General features: G+C 71.8%; 16 protein-coding genes. 10 read left to right on the top strand and 6 right to left on the bottom strand.

Annotated features, from left to right (window positions below; all coding sequences use genetic code 11):
• Positions 1-240 precede the first annotated feature (240 nt).
• Positions 241-1,974 (top strand): DEAD/DEAH box helicase, encoded by a 1,734-nt coding sequence (locus tag AC1UKG_RS18940; RefSeq protein WP_018745423.1) that lies wholly within the window; start codon positions 241-243, stop codon positions 1,972-1,974.
• A 132-nt stretch (positions 1,975-2,106) separates the two neighbouring features.
• On the opposite strand, the gene AC1UKG_RS18945 is transcribed toward AC1UKG_RS18940, so the two are convergent.
• Positions 2,107-2,340, bottom strand: coding sequence for a DUF7455 domain-containing protein (locus AC1UKG_RS18945; protein WP_012181646.1), 234 nt, complete (start codon positions 2,338-2,340; stop codon positions 2,107-2,109).
• A 279-nt stretch (positions 2,341-2,619) separates the two neighbouring features.
• On the bottom strand, positions 2,620-4,239 hold the full coding sequence (locus tag AC1UKG_RS18950; RefSeq protein WP_018745424.1) for an RNA polymerase sigma factor: 1,620 nt from the start codon (positions 4,237-4,239) through the stop codon (positions 2,620-2,622).
• Positions 4,240-4,520: 281 nt separating this feature from the next.
• On the opposite strand from AC1UKG_RS18950, the gene AC1UKG_RS18955 reads away from it, so the two are divergent.
• Positions 4,521-5,330, top strand: coding sequence for an inositol monophosphatase family protein (locus tag AC1UKG_RS18955; protein ID WP_018745425.1), 810 nt, complete (start codon positions 4,521-4,523; stop codon positions 5,328-5,330).
• 58 nt (positions 5,331-5,388) lie between these two features.
• On the opposite strand, the gene AC1UKG_RS18960 is transcribed toward AC1UKG_RS18955, so the two are convergent.
• On the bottom strand, positions 5,389-5,898 hold the full coding sequence (locus tag AC1UKG_RS18960) for a LytR C-terminal domain-containing protein (protein ID WP_026325474.1): 510 nt from the start codon (positions 5,896-5,898) through the stop codon (positions 5,389-5,391).
• Positions 5,899-6,331: 433 nt separating this feature from the next.
• Here AC1UKG_RS18960 and AC1UKG_RS18965 point away from each other — a divergent pair, with 433 nt between their 5' ends.
• Positions 6,332-6,628: a DUF4193 domain-containing protein gene (locus AC1UKG_RS18965; RefSeq protein WP_011905376.1), complete on the top strand. Its 297-nt coding sequence runs from the start codon at positions 6,332-6,334 to the stop codon at positions 6,626-6,628.
• 144 nt (positions 6,629-6,772) lie between these two features.
• Positions 6,773-7,564: a hypothetical protein gene (locus AC1UKG_RS18970; RefSeq protein WP_018745427.1), complete on the top strand. Its 792-nt coding sequence runs from the start codon at positions 6,773-6,775 to the stop codon at positions 7,562-7,564.
• Positions 7,565-7,623: 59 nt separating this feature from the next.
• Here the strand turns inward: AC1UKG_RS18970 and AC1UKG_RS18975 are convergent, their stop codons facing one another.
• Entirely contained in the window at positions 7,624-8,154 is a 531-nt protein-coding gene (locus AC1UKG_RS18975; RefSeq protein ID WP_018814847.1) for a DUF3093 domain-containing protein, read from the bottom strand.
• A 67-nt stretch (positions 8,155-8,221) separates the two neighbouring features.
• Here AC1UKG_RS18975 and dut point away from each other — a divergent pair, with 67 nt between their 5' ends.
• The 4 genes from dut to AC1UKG_RS18995 all read left to right on the top strand — a co-directional run bounded on the left by dut (position 8,222) and on the right by AC1UKG_RS18995 (position 10,720).
• The gene (dut, locus tag AC1UKG_RS18980; RefSeq protein WP_018814846.1) at positions 8,222-8,743 is read left to right on the top strand and encodes a dUTP diphosphatase; all 522 of its coding nucleotides are present in this window, start codon (positions 8,222-8,224) and stop codon (positions 8,741-8,743) included.
• A 73-nt stretch (positions 8,744-8,816) separates the two neighbouring features.
• The gene (locus AC1UKG_RS18985; protein ID WP_018745430.1) at positions 8,817-9,524 is read left to right on the top strand and encodes a DUF3710 domain-containing protein; all 708 of its coding nucleotides are present in this window, start codon (positions 8,817-8,819) and stop codon (positions 9,522-9,524) included.
• 129 nt (positions 9,525-9,653) lie between these two features.
• Positions 9,654-10,034 (top strand): OB-fold nucleic acid binding domain-containing protein, encoded by a 381-nt coding sequence (locus AC1UKG_RS18990; protein WP_475890403.1) that lies wholly within the window; start codon positions 9,654-9,656, stop codon positions 10,032-10,034.
• Positions 10,031-10,720, top strand: a complete 690-nt coding sequence (locus AC1UKG_RS18995; RefSeq protein ID WP_018814843.1) for a DUF3159 domain-containing protein — start codon at positions 10,031-10,033, stop codon at positions 10,718-10,720. The genes AC1UKG_RS18990 and AC1UKG_RS18995 overlap by 4 nt, the downstream gene beginning before the upstream one ends.
• Before the next feature lie 17 nt (positions 10,721-10,737).
• Here the strand turns inward: AC1UKG_RS18995 and AC1UKG_RS19000 are convergent, their stop codons facing one another.
• Positions 10,738-11,427 carry a potassium channel family protein gene (locus AC1UKG_RS19000; RefSeq protein ID WP_196230294.1) on the bottom strand — a complete coding sequence of 230 codons (690 nt, stop codon included), beginning with the start codon at positions 11,425-11,427 and terminating at the stop codon, positions 10,738-10,740.
• A 2-nt stretch (positions 11,428-11,429) separates the two neighbouring features.
• Positions 11,430-12,095 carry a potassium channel family protein gene (locus AC1UKG_RS19005; protein ID WP_018745434.1) on the bottom strand — a complete coding sequence of 222 codons (666 nt, stop codon included), beginning with the start codon at positions 12,093-12,095 and terminating at the stop codon, positions 11,430-11,432.
• 162 nt (positions 12,096-12,257) lie between these two features.
• Between AC1UKG_RS19005 and AC1UKG_RS19010 the strand changes: the two genes are divergently transcribed.
• Positions 12,258-14,339: an APC family permease gene (locus tag AC1UKG_RS19010; RefSeq protein WP_482642217.1), complete on the top strand. Its 2,082-nt coding sequence runs from the start codon at positions 12,258-12,260 to the stop codon at positions 14,337-14,339.
• On the top strand, positions 14,336-15,589 hold the full coding sequence (locus tag AC1UKG_RS19015; protein ID WP_482642216.1) for a class I SAM-dependent RNA methyltransferase: 1,254 nt from the start codon (positions 14,336-14,338) through the stop codon (positions 15,587-15,589). Before AC1UKG_RS19010 ends, AC1UKG_RS19015 begins: the two co-directional genes overlap by 4 nt.
• Positions 15,590-15,607 lie beyond the last annotated feature (18 nt).

Genomic DNA, 15,607 nt, shown 5'->3' on the forward strand with positions numbered 1-15,607 from the left:
GTTCGCCGCCCCGCGCGAGCTGCGGCGGTACCCACCGGCTCCGTCCCCCTTCCGTCAACCGTGGCGTCGAGTGGGGCGTGCGGCGCTCGCTGGTTATGCTGGGCCGGCCCTCGCGGCACTGCGCGCGGGGGCGTTTTCATGGGCGGCGGCGGCGCCGATGCCGGTACGGCTCAGGGGCGTGCGTTCGTAACCCGCGATCCTCGGTCGGGGCCGTCCCGCCGGCGGTGAGAGGAGCTTCGCGTGGCAGCCCGGACGCCAACGCTCGAGACGTTCCCAGCCCTGCGCGCCTGGCAGCGCCGGGCGCTGGTGGAGTACCTACGTCGGCGGGAGCCGGATTTCACCGCGGTGGCCACCCCGGGGGCCGGTAAAACCACGTTCGCCCTTCGGGTCGCCGCCGAGCTGCTCGCCGATGGCAGCATCGAGGCGATCACCGTGGTCGCCCCGACCGAGCACCTCAAGACCCAGTGGGCCCAGGCTGCGGCCCGGGTCGGCATCCAGCTCGACGCGGCCTTCCGGAACGCGGATCTGCACTCGTCGGCGGACTTCCACGGAGCTGTGGTGACCTACGCCCAGGTGGGGATGGCACCGCAGGTGCACCGGCGGCGCACCCTGACCCGGCGCACCCTGGTCATCCTCGACGAGATCCACCACGCCGGCGACTCCCGGACCTGGGGGGACGGGGTGCAGGCGGCCTTCGAGGGCGCGGAGCGCCGGCTCATGCTCACCGGCACCCCGTTTCGCTCCGACGACAACCCGATCCCGTTCGTTAGCTACGAGCGGGGCGGGGACGGCCTCCTGCGCTCCCGCGCCGACTCCGTCTACGGCTACGCCGACGCGCTGCACGACGGCGTGGTGCGCCCGGTGCTCTTCCTGGCCTACTCGGGGGAGACCCGGTGGCGGACGAACGCCGGTGAGGAGCTGGCCGCCCGGCTCGGGGAGCCGATGACCCAGGACCTGATCGCGCAGGCGTGGCGAACCGCGCTGGACCCGGCCGGGGACTGGATGCCGCAGGTGCTGCGGGCGGCGGATGCCCGGCTGACGGTGCTGCGTAACGCCGGAATGCCCGACGCCGCTGGGCTGGTTATCGCCAGTGACCAGCAGACCGCCCGGTCGTACGCGAAGCTCATCGAGCAGCTGACCGGGGAGAAGGCCGCCGTGGTGCTCTCCGACGACGCGGGAGCCTCGGACCGGATCGCGACGTTCGCGACGGGTGAGCAGCGTTGGCTGGTGGCGGTCCGGATGGTCTCCGAAGGGGTGGACATCCCGCGGCTCGCCGTCGGCGTCTACGCCACCAGCGCCAGCACCCCGCTCTACTTCGCCCAGGCCATCGGGCGGTTCGTCCGGGCCCGCCGGCCGGGGGAGACGGCGTCGGTCTTCCTGCCCAGCGTCCCGCACCTGCTCGGCCTCGCCAGCGAGATGGAAGCCGAGCGGGACCATGTGCTGGGCAAGCCGAAGGACCAGGAGGGCTTCGACGACGACCTGCTGGAGCGCGCCCAGCGGGACGACCAGGCCAGCGGTGAACTGGAGAAGCGGTTCGCCGCGCTCTCCGCGACCGCCGAGTTGGATCAGGTGATCTTCGACGGCGCGTCCTTTGGCACCGCCGCTCAGGCCGGTACGCCGGAGGAGGAGGAGTATCTCGGGCTGCCCGGTCTGCTCACCGCCGATCAGGTGGCCATGCTGCTGTCCAAGCGGCAGGCAGAGCAGCTCGCCGCGTCGCGACGCCGGGGCGCCGCACGGCCGGCTGAGCCGGCCGCGGCGACCGCTGCCGCCCCGCCGGCGCCGATGAGCGCGGCGCAGCGCCGGGTGGCGCTGCGCCGACAGTTGAACGCCCTGGTGGCTGCCCGGCATCACCACACCGGCCAGCCGCACGGCAAGATCCATGCGGAGCTTCGCCGTCGCTGCGGTGGCCCGCCCAGCGCCCAGGCGACGATTGAGCAGCTGGAGGAGCGGATCGCCACCGTCCAGACCCTCTGACCCGACCGGCAGCCGATCAGTCCTCCGGAACAGGAGGGCAGCTACCGGACACGAGGACGGTAGGCCGCCGGAGACGACAAAGCCGGCCGGGCCCAGCGGGCCCGGCCGGCTTTCATATTCAGCTGCGGATCCTCAGTTGGTCATCAGATCGGCGCCACGCCAGCTGAACTCCGGGTCCGCCGCGTACCGCACAGTGATCTTGACGAGATCCTCCGCGTACTTGTTCGCGTGATGTCCGCAAAATACCAGTTCCCCGCCGCCAGCAAGGGTAATGCGGAGCTTGCCGGCAGCATTGCAGCGGTCGCACCGTTCATCGGCGGCCGGGGGGCTCACCGTCTCGGGCGGCGGCGTGAGGGTCGGGGTCATCGCCTTCCTCCTCTGGTCGTCACCGATGAACACTCTCTTCGGTCGTTGCTCACCTATCGTGCAACACCCTGATCAGGGCGCGCGTTCCCTGTGTGCCCGCGGGGGACCGAGGTCACACCTGACTCCGACAGCGTCCCTGTACCAAGGGTGCCACGTCAACGATCACAACCGGGCAACCATCCGACCAACGGATGGGGTTGCGCGGAGAGTGCTCAAACTGACACGCTTAGTTGACGTCTGTCGTGAGGTCCGGCGCGGATTTCGGTCCCCAGCGCCCCCTTAGTCCAGGTAATCCCGGAGAACCTGCGACCGGGACGGGTGGCGCAGCTTGGACATCGTCTTGGACTCGATCTGCCGGATACGCTCTCGGGTCACCCCGTAAACCTGGCCGATTTCGTCCAGCGTCCGTGGCTGACCATCGGTCAGGCCGAACCGGAGGCGGACCACCCCGGCCTCCCGCTCGGACAGTGTCTGCAGCACCTGCTGGAGCTGATCCTGGAGGAGCGAGAATGACACCGCGTCAACCGCGACCACGGCCTCGGAGTCCTCGATGAAGTCACCGAGCTGGCTGTCGCCCTCGTCGCCGATGGTCTGGTCGAGCGAGATCGGCTCCCGGGCGTACTGCTGGATCTCCAGCACCTTCTCCGGTGTGATATCCATCTCTTTTGCGAGCTCCTCCGGAGTGGGCTCGCGGCCCAGGTCCTGGAGCAGCTCGCGCTGGATCCGGCCGAGCTTGTTGATCACCTCGACCATGTGTACCGGGATGCGGATGGTGCGGGCCTGGTCGGCCATGGCGCGGGTGATGGCCTGGCGGATCCACCAGGTGGCGTAGGTGGAGAACTTGTAGCCCTTGGTGTAGTCGAACTTCTCGACGGCGCGGATCAGGCCGAGGTTGCCTTCCTGGATCAGGTCGAGGAAGGCCATCCCGCGGCCGGTGTAGCGCTTGGCGAGCGATACCACCAGGCGGAGGTTCGCCTCCAGGAGATGGTTCTTTGCCCGCTCCCCGTCCCGCGAGATCCACATCATGTCGCGCTGCATGTCGCGGCTGAACTTCTCGTCGCTCTCCTCCGCCGCGCGCAGCTGCTCGGTGGCGTAGAGGCCGGCCTCGATCCGCTTGGCGAGCTCGACCTCCTGCTCGGCGTTGAGGAGCGGGACCTTGCCGATCTGCTTCAGGTATGCCCGGACGGAGTCGGCGGAGGCGGTCAGCTCCGCGTCCCGGCGGGCCTGCTTGAGGGCCTCGGACTCCTCGTCGTCCCACTCGAAGTCGTTGTCGCTGGCAGAGTTCGCCGCGTCGGTTTCGGCGGCCCGGGTCAGCTCCGCCGGCTCGTCAACCACCACGTCCTCGATCTCGGCGGCCAACTCCTCCGCGTCGACCTCACCGGCAGCCCCGCTCTTGGCGGCCTTCGTGGCCTTCGCCGTCTTCGTCGTGGCCTTTGCCGGGCCGGTCGCCGCGGCCACGGTCGCCTTGGTGGCCCGGGTGGCCTTCTTCGCCGGCGCGACCTTGGCAGGGTCGGCGGCCGCACCGGTGGCCTTGCGGGCGGTGGCCTTCCGCGGCGCCGGGGCCGGTGCCTCGGCCCCCGTCGGTGCCGCCTTGGAAGCGGGCGCGGCGGCCTTCTTGGTGGTCTTGGCGGTGGTGGCCCGGGAGGCTGGGGTGGTCGACCGGGCGGCGGCCACCCGGCGGCGTGGGGCGGTGCTGGCCGAACCGTCAACCACGACGGTCACCCCCGCCTCCGAGAGCGCCCGGAGGATCTTCTTGGCCTGGGCCGGAGTCACCTCGGCTGACTCGACAGTGCGCGCGAGCTGTGCCGACGTGAGCTGACCGCCAGCGCTCTGCGCATGTGCGATCAAGGTGTCGGTGAGCGAACGAACGTCGGCGCCGGTCTGGCGGGGTTCTGTCACGAATGACCTTCCGGTGGCGAAGAGCGAGCACGGCAGGGTCGTCCGGCGTGGGGCGGAGCGCGGTGCCGGGCGAGTCGTTGGCCCCCCGTGTCGCGGGCCCGCCGGTTGGTGGCGGTCCGTGGCGCGTGGGCAGGGTGAATTGTAACGCTGTCCACGGCGATCATTCGGCGGCGCACGCCGGACCGCCGATTGGACCGCCGATTTGGCGCGGATGTGGACTTTGAAAGGATGATACCCGCATATGGTCGCGACCACCCCGGTCGTGCGGGAAGGGGACGAGAATGGTCCGCTCGGTACCGGAGCCGCGAGAACTGCTGGAGATCGCGATCGAGGTGGCGCGGGAGGCAGCCGCGACGGCGTACCGGATGCGCAGTCAGGGGGTCTCGGTGGCCGCGACCAAGAGCACCGTCACCGACGTGGTGACCGCGGCTGACCGGGCGGTGGAGCGGCAGGTGCGCGAGGCGCTGCGCCGGCTCCGGCCGGGGGACTCCGTGCTGGGTGAGGAGTACGGGGAGGCGGGCACCGCTGGCGCTGTCCGATGGATCGTTGATCCCATTGACGGCACCGTCAATTACCTGTACGGCGTTCCGTACAGCGCGGTCTCGCTCGCCGCCGAGGTGGACGGGGTGGTGGTCGCCGGCGTGGTGCGCAACGTCGTCACCGGTGAGGAGTGGACCGCGACCATCGGTGACGGCGCCTGGCGGGACGGCCAACGGCTGCGCTGCTCCACCGAGCCGGATCTGGGCCAGGCCCTGGTGGCCACCGGCTTTGGCTACGACCCGCGCCGCCGGCAGCACCAGGGCCGCGTACTGGTCGAGCTGATTCCGCACATCCGTGACATCCGTCGGTTCGGCGCGGCGGCCCTCGATCTCTGCCTCGCCGCCGAGGGGCGGGTGGACGCCTACTACGAGAAGGGGCTCGCCGCCTGGGACCTCGCCGCGGGAGGACTGGTGGCCACCGAGGCCGGACTCCGGGTCGGCGGCGTGGGTGGGGCGCCGGCCGGGCCGGATCTGGTGATCGCCGCACCCCCGGGGCTCTTCGCGCCGCTGCACGACCGGCTGGCCGACCTCGACGCCGCCGGCGGCCCCTGAGAAACCGCCGGCGGTCCCGGAAGACCGACCGGCGGGGGAGCCGCACCCGGAGTTTCGGTCACTCCTCCTGGAACGGGCAGGTGCCGGGCGGCGCCACCGGTGCCCCGAGGTCACCGAGGGACTGGTTGACCTCGGTCGTGGTGGCGAGTTGCTGGAAGGCGCTGCCCAGGATGATGTCCACGGTGGCCTCGGCGCGCTCCGGGTCGAACTCGATCGCGGCGTTGTCCAGGAAGTAGGCCCGCAGGAGGTGCGCCGAACCAACGCCCTTCGGCCCGTAACGCAGGACCGCGATGGCGTCGGTCTTCGCCGCGTCGCCGGTCTCCTCGATCTGGAACTTCCGATTTCGGAAGTCGTCGGAGACCTTGCCGGCGAGGCCCACCTGGTCGGTCCCATTGAGCACCTTGATCTTCACCTCGGCCGGCTCGCGGAGGGTGACGTCCGCGTCTGGCCAGCCCGCCTCGCAGCCGGCGCCGCGCCCCGCGTCGCGCTGCGTGTCCCGGACGAGGGCGACAACGGTGAAGATCAGCGCCAGGATCGCCAACAGGGCGACGACGACGAGTGCTCGCACTCGCGCAAAGCTCATCAAGGTGCTCCCGGGACGGAGGAGGGCGACGGTCGTCAACGGCGGGCGAAGCGCCCGAACGGCCGTCCGGTACGCCGCTGAGGTTAACGGTTGTCCGGCGGCGGCGTGGAAACAGCCGGACATGCCGGCGTGCCGGCCGGGAACGAGGTAGTACTACCCCTATCTTCATGTCGCCTGAGTCACATTGGGAACAACTTCCCGTGCGGAGGCGTACATCTCTTCCACGAGGGCGGTATACATGCCACGCCCGCAGTGGAGGTAAGGTACCGCGCTCGCTGGGGGTAGTTCCCTGGCGGCGTCGACCCGACTTCTGCCGGGTCGGGTGAACGACACAAGTGGTGGCCGCCCAGCGGAACCGAAACAACGTCGTCCGGCGTTACAACCGGAAGCGACAACATCGATATGGGAGAGTGAACCGATGGCCACCGACTACGACGCCCCGCGTCGCGACGAGGTCGACCTCGGCGAGGACAGCCTGGAAGAGCTGAAGGCCCGGCGCGTCGACTCACAGTCGGGCGCCGTGGACGTGGACGAGGCCGAGGTGGCGGAGAGCTTCGAGCTGCCCGGCGCCGACCTGGCCGACGAGGAGCTGACGGTCAAGGTGCTGCCGATGCAGCAGGACGAGTTCCGTTGCGGACGTTGCTTCCTGGTGCACCACCGCAGCCAGTTGGCGGTCCAGCGCAACGGCGACCTCATCTGCCGCGAGTGCGTCTGACCGGGACAAGAATCTCACCACGGGCGGCGGCTCTGTGCCGGGGCCGCCGCGCACCCCGGTCGCCGTGCGGGGGTCCGGTGGGCAGCGGTGCCCCCGTCCCGGTCGGCCGCCCGCGCGGCCCAGCCCAGCGGGAGGCCCGGTGCCATGACCGAGCGGGATCGCGGCGAGCCGGACCGCACCGTCGACCAACCGGTCGGTGACGCCGACGACCTCGGTGCCACCGTCGCGGAGCTGACCGCCGACGATGTCTCGTCGACGCGGCGCGGGCAGCTCCTCGGTCGCCTGGTCGGGCAGGCCCAGACCCGCGGGTTCGGCGACCTGTTCCGGCCAGGGTCGGCGCTCGGCTGGATGGTTGACACCATCGCCGAGATCGCCCCGCACGTGCCGGTCCGGGACCGGGTCACCCTCCGTCGGCACTTCCCTGACCTGGACGGTGAGGCGCTGGCCGAACGTCTCGTCCGGAACGCCGCCCGGGCGAGCGCCGGAGTGGGCGCTGCCGGTGGTGGCGTCGCCGCTGTCGAGTGGACGGTGCCCCCGAGCCTGCTCACGGCGCCGGTGCTGCTGGCCGCCGAGACGGTTGCGGTGGTCGCGATCGAACTGAAGCTGGTCGGCGAGCTGCACGAGGTGTACGGGGTGCCGCTGCCTGCCGGTGGCGCCCAGCGGGCGGTGGCGCTCGTCGTCTCCTGGTCCGGGCGGCGAGGGATCAACCCGATGAAGCCGGGCGTTGGAGTGAGCGCGGTGCTGGGCGCCGCAGCCCGCCGTGAGCTGCGGGACCGGCTGGTCCGACGCCTCGGCCGCAACCTCACCACGCTGGGCCCGTTCCTCACCGGCGCGGCTGTCGCGAGCTACCTGAACCGACGGGCCACGCGCGCGCTGGCCGACCTGCTCCGTGCTGATCTCCGGCGCCGGGCTGGGACACCCCCCGACCCACTGTGAGCCCGGCTGTCGGTGACCCTGTCCTGCGAGCCGCCCGCAGCCGGTGGCGCCCGGCCGAATCAGTCTCGACCGGTGTCGGCCGCCTCCTGGCCGGTGCGGGTCGTCTCCTGGCCGGTGTGGGCCGCGTCGCGGGCGGCGAGGAGCGCCTCCGCCAACCGCACCGGTCGCCGGGTGCTCACCACCCAGAACGGGGTCGGGTCAGCCGGGTCGTCGAGCACCACCTGCACGGCGCCGGGGATCCACGGCCGCTGGATCACGAACGCCAGTGGGTCCGCGCCGACGCCGAGCACCTCCCGTCGCCCGGCGGCGTCCAACGGGATGACCTCGGCGACGAACCGGGCCGGCAGCCGCGCGTCGTCCACCCGCAGCTCGCCGTCGTCAACCGTCACCCGGATCCGGCCCAGCCAGAGCAGGCTCACCAGGCACGCCGGGAGCAGCAGCACGAACGGCAGCCACGCCCGGACGCCCGACGCGCCCAGCCAGACCTCGGCGGCGAGCAGCCCGGCCACGGCGAATCCGCCCAGCCAGAGCCACCACGGCAGATCCAGCCGTTCGGTGTAACGGGCAGCCGGGGACGAGGAGACGCGCACGAGATGAAGGGTACGGCGCGCGCCGCGGCGAGTACCGGGCAGGATGGGCAGGTCACCCAGGAACCGGATGGAAGAGGGAACCGTGACCGACGTCGTACCCGTGCCTGTGCGGCAGCTCGACCCTGGCCTGCCGCTCCCTGCGTACGCCCATCCCGGCGATGCGGGGGCGGACCTGGTGGCCGCTGCGGATGTGGAGCTGCCCCCCGGTGGCCGGGCCCTGGTGCCGACCGGGGTGGCCATCGCGTTGCCCGAGGGGTATGTGGGCCTGGTTCACCCCCGTTCGGGTCTGGCGGCTCGGCTCGGCGTGACCGTGCTCAACGCGCCCGGTACGGTCGACGCCGGCTACCGGGGTGAGATTCTGGTCAACCTGATCAACCATGATCGGGAGGCGGTGGCGCGGATCGCGCGCGGTGACCGCATCGCACAGCTGGTCGTGCAGCGGGTGGCCCGGGCGGGGTTCCAGCTGGCGGCGGAGCTGCCTGCGTCCCAGCGGGGCGCCGGCGGGCACGGCTCCACCGGCGGTCACGCCGGCCTGGGGTCGGCCCCCGGGGCGACTGACGGCCGGCAGCCGGTGTCGGAGGCATCGTGATAGCCGGCGCGGGCGCATCACCGGTAGCGAAGGAAAGTGACAGGGTGGGCGTGAACAGCGTGAACAGCGGAGGGTGTACGCAGTGATCTTCTCCCGAAAGCGGGCCGGTGCCGAGCGACGCCCGCGCGACGAGCGGCCCGAGGCCCAGGACGCGCGCGAAGCGACGAACTCGGTGACCCCGGCCCCCGGCCCCTACGACGTGAGCGAGGCGCCGGCCGGGGTGCAGCGGCTTGACCTGGGGAGCCTGCAGATTCCCGCGGTCGGCGGGGTCGAGGTGCGGGTGCAGGCCGACCCGCAGGGCGCTGTCCAGCAGGTGGTGCTCGTGCACGGGCAGAACGCGCTTCAGCTCGGGGTCTTCGCCGCCCCGCGCAGCTCGGGCATCTGGGACGAGGTACGTGAGGAGATCCACCAGTCCCTGTCCAACGACGGCGCCACCACCGAGGAGGTCGCGGGTACGTACGGCATTGAGCTACGGGCCCAGGTCCCTACCCAGGACGGCCGTACCGACCTGCGGTTCGTCGGCATCGACGGGCCGCGCTGGATGGTCCGCGCCGTCTACCAGGGCGCGGCGGCGACCGAGCCGGATGCGGCCGGCCCGCTGACCGTCTGTCTGGAGGGCCTCGTTGTTGACCGGGGGCAGGAGGCCCGGCCGGTGCGGGAGCCGCTGCCCCTGCGCCTGCCCCGGGAGGCCGCCGAACAGGCGGCCGCGGACCAGGCCGCCGCGGGTGGCTCCGCCGGGGGTGGCTCCGCCGCCGAGCCGGAGCCGGACCCGCAGGCCTGACGGCGCTGCACCAATCGCTGGGATCCGCTCCGTCGGCGTACGCTGGCGGAGCGGTCCCGGCGTGCGGTGGGCCGCTCCACCGCCGGTCCCGGAGGGTCGGCCCAGCCCGGAGAGGGTGACGCGGAGGTCATGTCGACCGACGAGCGACGGGGTTCGCTGCGGCGCGCGCTACGCCGGCTCACCGCGACCGAGGCGGAGATCGAGGCGCAGGAGCTGCTCCGGGAGAGTGCCGAACACGGCGGAATGCCGGCCCGTCAGTGCTGCCTGGGGCAACTGGTCGCGGTCTCCGGCCGGCTCCGCACCGTGGTCTACACGCCGCGGACCAACCAGCCGACGTTGGAGGCGGACCTGTACGACGGCAGCGATGTGGTGACCCTGGTGTGGCTGGGCCGGCGGCACATCGCCGGCATCGAACCGGGCCGACATCTGACCGCACGGGGTCGGGTCGCCATTCGAGGTGACCGTAAGGTCATCTACAACCCGTACTACGAGTTGGAGCCGCCGAAGTGACGACGGGACAGCGCCCGACGGCGCAGCCGGGCACGGGGGAGGAGGAGCCGCTCCCGACGATCGCCGAGCAGATGGCCGACCAGCTGGGGGGCTGGCGCGGAATGTTGGAGTCCAGCATTCCGGTGGTCGTCTTCGTGGTCGCCAACATCCTCGGTGAGCTGCGCCCGGCGGTGATCGCCGCGGTGGCGGTCGCGGTGTCGATCGCGGTGCTGCGGCTGGCCCAGCGGCGGCCGGTGCGGCACGCGGTGAACGGGCTGTTCGGGATCGCGATCGGCGCGGCGATCGCCTGGCGCAGCGGCGACGAGCGGGACTTCTACCTGCCCGGCATCCTCTACGGCATCGGCTACGGTCTGGCGCTGCTGGTGTCGGCGGCGATCCGGCAGCCCCTGGTCGGCTGGATCTGGTCGATCCTGGTGGCCAAGGGCGCCTCCGACTGGCGTCAGGACCCGCTGTTGGTGCGGACCTTCACCCGGTTGACCGTGCTCTGGGGGGTGGTCTGGCTGGCGAAGGTCGGGGTGCAGGCCGGGCTCTACCTCGCCCACCAGGACACCGCGCTCGGCGTCGCCCGCCTCCTGCTCGGCTATCCGCCGTACGTGCTGCTCCTGCTGATCACGGTCTGGACGGTGCGTCGGGTGACCCGGCAGACCCCCCAAGCCCCGCTGACCCCCCAGGCCCCGGTCGAGTAACCGCCGGCCGCGGGGGCTCAGCAGGCCTTGCGGGTCCGCTCGACGCTGTCCGGGCCGAGCACCACCGTCCGGACGGAGTCCTCCACCTCCGCCGTGCAGACGAAGATCAGCTCGTCGCCGGCCTCGATCGGGTCGTCCGGGCTGGGCACCAGCACCCGCTTGCCGCGCAGGATCGCCACCAGCGCCGCGTCGCGGGGCAGTGGCACTTCCCGCAGCGGTTGACCGACGTACGGCGCGCTCGTCGGCAGCGTGATCTCGACCAGGTTCGCCTCCCCCTGTCGGAAGGTCATCAGTCGGACCAGGTCACCGACGGTCACCGCCTCCTCCACCAGGGCGGCCATCACCCGCGGCTTGCTGACCGCCACGTCCACCCCCCACTGCTCGGTGAAGAGCCACTCGTTCTCGGCCCGGTTGATCCGGGCGACCACCCGGGGCACCGCGAACTCGGTCTTGGCCAGCAGCGAGACCACCAGGTTGACCTTGTCGTCCCCGGTGGCGGCGACCACCACGTCGCGGTTGGCCAGCTCGGCCTCCTCCAGGCTGGTCAGCTCACAGGCGTCGGCCAGCACCCACTCCGCGTCCGGCACCCGGTCGGGTCGGAGCATCGTGGGTTGCCGCTCGATCAGCGTCACCTGGTGGCCGTTCTCGATCAGCTCCTGGGCGATGGAGCGGCCCACGTTCCCGGCGCCGGCGATGGCGACCCGCATCGTCACTGCCCCCCTTCCAGCGGCTGCGCCGCGACCGACGTGACCGTGTTGACGATGTCGTCGGTGACCAGCATGAAGATCTGGTCCCCCTCCTGTACGACGGTGCTCGGCGTCGGCAACGTGCCGATGCCGAACCGGGTGAGGTACGCCACCCGGGCGCCGGTTGTCCTCTCCAGCGCCAGCACCGACCGGCCGACCCAGTCCTTGTGCACCGGCACCTCCACGATCGAGACGGTGCTCGTCGGGTCCCGGAACAACGCCTCGTTGCCCTCCGGCGCCAGGTGCCGCAGCATCCGGTCGGCGGTCCACCGGACGGTGGCCACCGTCGGGATGCCGAGGCGCTCGTAGACCTGGGCTCGTCGCGGGTCGTAGATGCGCGCCGCGACGTGGGTGACACCGAAGGTTTCCCGCGCCAGCCGAGCGGAGATGATGTTGGAGTTGTCGCCGCTGGAGACGGCCGCGAACGCGTCCGCTCGCTGGATGCCGGCCTGCCGGAGCACCTCTCCGTCGAAGCCGGCGCCGGTCACCGTGATGCCGGCGAAGTCCGGGCCGAGCCGGCGGAAGGCGTCGGAATTCTGGTCGATGACCGCTACCGAGTGTCCGCGAGCCTCCAGACCGTGCGCGAGGGTCGCTCCGACCCGCCCACAGCCCATGATCACCACATGCACCGTGCCCCTCCTCAACATCCGCCCGCACCAGCCGTTGCGGCTGTTGGACGAGCCTGTCACGTCCCCGGGGGCGGACGCGGACCGACGGTACTCCGTGCCGACACCCCCCGGTCTCCGGCCACCCGGGCGTGGGTGTGGGCGAGGGTCGTACGCTTGGCGGTTGTGGCCCGACCCGCCTCGCTGGTGAAGCGACTGCTCGTCGGTCGACCGTTCCGGTCCGACCGACTCCAGCACACCCTGCTGCCCAAGCGCATCGCCCTGCCCGTTTTCGCCTCCGACGCGCTCTCCAGCGTGGCGTACGCCCCCGACGAGATCCTGCTGATGCTCTCGTTCGCCGGGGCCTCGGCGTTCGTCTTCTCGCCGTGGATCGCCCTGGCGGTGGTCGTGGTGATGCTCGCCGTGGTGGCGAGCTACCGGCAGAACGTGTACGCCTACCCGTCCGGTGGTGGCGACTACGAGGTGGCCACGGTCAACCTGGGGCGCCGCGCCGGTGTCGGCGTGGCCAGTGCCCTCCTGGTCGACTACGTGTTGACCGTCGCCGTGTCGGTCGCGTCCGGGGTGGCGAACCTGGGCGCGGTGATTCCCTTCGTGGCCACCCACAAGGTGGCGGTGGCCGTCGCCGCGGTGGTGCTGCTCGCCGCCGTCAACCTGCGCGGGATCAAGGAGTCCGGCACCACCTTCGCCATCCCCACCTACGGGTTCATGATCGTTATCGTCGGCATGATCCTCACCGGGCTGGTCCGGGTGGTGCTGCTCGGCCACGACCTGCGTGCTCCCAGCGCGGACCTGGTCATCGCCACCGAGTGGAGCGACACGACCGGGTGGGCGATGGCGTTCCTGCTGCTGCGGAGCTTCTCCTCCGGCTGCGCCGCGCTCACCGGCGTCGAGACGATCTCCAACGGGGTGCCCGCCTTCCGGACGCCGAAGAGCCGCAACGCGGCGACCACCCTGCTCATGCTCGGCGCGGTGGCGGTGACCATGCTGGTCGGCATCGTCTGGCTGGCCCGGCTGACCGGCCTGCAGTTCGTGGAGGACCCGGCCCGGCAGATCGTCGGCGGCCCCGACGGGTATGTGCAGAAGACCGTCACCGCGCAGCTCGGCGAGACCATCTTCGGCTCCGGCTCGCTGCTGCTGTTTGTGGTCGTCGGCGTCACCGCCCTGATCCTCTTCCTGGCCGCGAACACCGCGTTCACCGGCTTCCCGGTGCTCGGGTCGATCCTCGCCCAGGACCGCTACCTGCCCCGGCAGCTACACACCCGGGGGGACCGGCTCGCGTTCTCCAACGGCATCCTCTTCCTGGCCGGCTTCGCGATCGTGCTGATCATCGGTTTCCAGGCCGAGGTGACCAAGCTGATCCAGCTCTACATCGTCGGCGTCTTCGTCTCGTTCACCCTGTCCCAGGCCGGCATGATCCGGCACTGGAACCGGTACCTCCGGGTGGAACGCGACCAGCAGGTCCGCCGGCAGATGATCCGCTCCCGGGCGATCAACAGCTTCGGCATGGCGATGACCGCCACCGTACTGGTGATCGTGGTCGTCACGAAGTTCCTGCTCGGCGCGTGGATCGCCATCGCCGCGATGGTCATGAGTTACCTGGTGATGCTGGGGATCCGGAGGCACTACGACCGGGTCGCCGTCGAGCTCATCCCCGACGAGGGGCGGCCGGTGAAACCGGCCCGTAACCACGCGGTCGTGCTGGTCAGCAAGGTGCACCAGCCGACCCTGCGGGCGATCGCCTACGCGCAGGTCACCCGGCCGGACAGCCTGACCGCGGTAACGGTGAACGTTGACGACCAGGACACCCGCCGACTGCAGGCCGAGTGGGAACGGCGGGACGTGCCGGTCGCACTGACGGTGATTGACTCGCCGTACCGGGAGATCACCCGGCCGATCCTCGACTACGTGGCCGGTGTCCGTCGGTCCTCGCCCCGCGATGTGGTCACCGTCTTCATCCCCGAATACGTGGTCGGCCACTGGTGGGAGAACCTCTTGCACAACCAGAGCGCACTGCGGCTCAAGGGTCGGCTGCTCTTCGAACCGGGAGTGATGGTCACCAGCGTGCCGTGGCAGCTCGCCTCGACCGAGGGCAAGGATCTGGATCGGCTGGACGAGACGCTCAGTCGCGGGCCGGCCCGCGGTCCCCGGGCGACGCCAGGCGGCCCGGAGCCGGCAGACGGCCCGCCAACGGTCCCCGCTCCGCCGCCCCGGAGCGGTCCGGACCCGTCCGATGGAGGTGGCCGGTGACCGGCGACGAGGGGCTGGCGGAGGCCGAGCGGGTCGAGTTGACCGTCGGGGCGGCGGCCCCGGGCGGGCACTGCGTTGCCCGGGTCGCCGGCCAGGTGGTCTTCGTCCGGCACGCGCTGCCCGGCGAGCGGGTGGTGGTCGAGGTCACCGAGGTGCACCGTGGGTTCGTCCGGGCCGACGCGGTGACGGTGCTGCAGGCCGCACCGGAGCGGGTGGAGCCCCCCTGCCCGTACGCGAAGCCCGGCCGCTGCGGCGGCTGTGACCTGCAGCATGTGTCCCCCGAGGCGCAGCTGACCTGGAAGGCGGGGGTGATCCGCGAGCAACTCACCCGACTGGGCGGGCTGACCGAGGGGGAGTTGGACGCGCTGGGCATCCAGGTCGAGGCGCTGCCCGGCGGGTCGCTGGGCTGGCGCTCCCGGGTGCGCTACACCGTCGACGGCGCCGGCCGGGCCGGCCTGCTCAAGCACCGCTCCTACGAGGTGGTGCCGATCGACCGGTGCCGGATCGCCCACCCGGCGATTCAACAACTGCCGGTGCTCGGCCCCGTACGGTGGCCGGACGCCGACGCCGTCGAGTCGGTCGCCTCGACCGGTGGGGACGTGACCGTGACCGCCGTCGCCGGCGGGACGGCGCGGCCGGTGAGTGGGCCGGAACGGGTCCACGAGGAGGCCGTCGGCCGCCGGTGGACGCTGCCGCCGTCGGCATTTTGGCAGGTCCACCCGGCGGCGGCGGACACCCTGGTCAACGCGGTGCTGGCGCAGCTCGACCCGCAGCCCGGGGAGACCGCCTGGGACCTGTACGGCGGGGCGGGTCTCTTCGCCGCCGCGTTGGCGGAGCGGGTCGGTGCCTCCGGTCGGGTCACCCTCGTCGAGGCCGCCGGGGCCGGCATCGCCGCCGCCCGGCAGAACCTGCGGGACCTGCCACAGGTCGGCATCGTCCCGGGCCGGGTCGCCGCAGTGCTGGACCGGGGGCGCCGCATCACGCCGGTGGACCTGGTGGTGCTCGATCCGCCCCGCTCCGGGGCCGGGGCCCGGGTGGTGCGGGCGGTGGCCGCCGCCGGAGCGCGCGCGGTGGCGTACGTGGCCTGCGACCCGGCCGCCTTCGCCCGGGATGTCCGCGGCTTCACCGAGCTGGGCTGGCGGCTGGCCGCGCTGCGCGGCTTCGACCTCTTTCCCATGACCCAGCACGTGGAGCTGGTGGGGTTGTTGCTGCCGCCCGCCTCGCCGCACCAGCAGCGGAGCGAAGCCTGACCACCGGGTCAGCGTTGC

The organism is Salinispora sp. CH2A1_6, assembly GCF_056820975.1.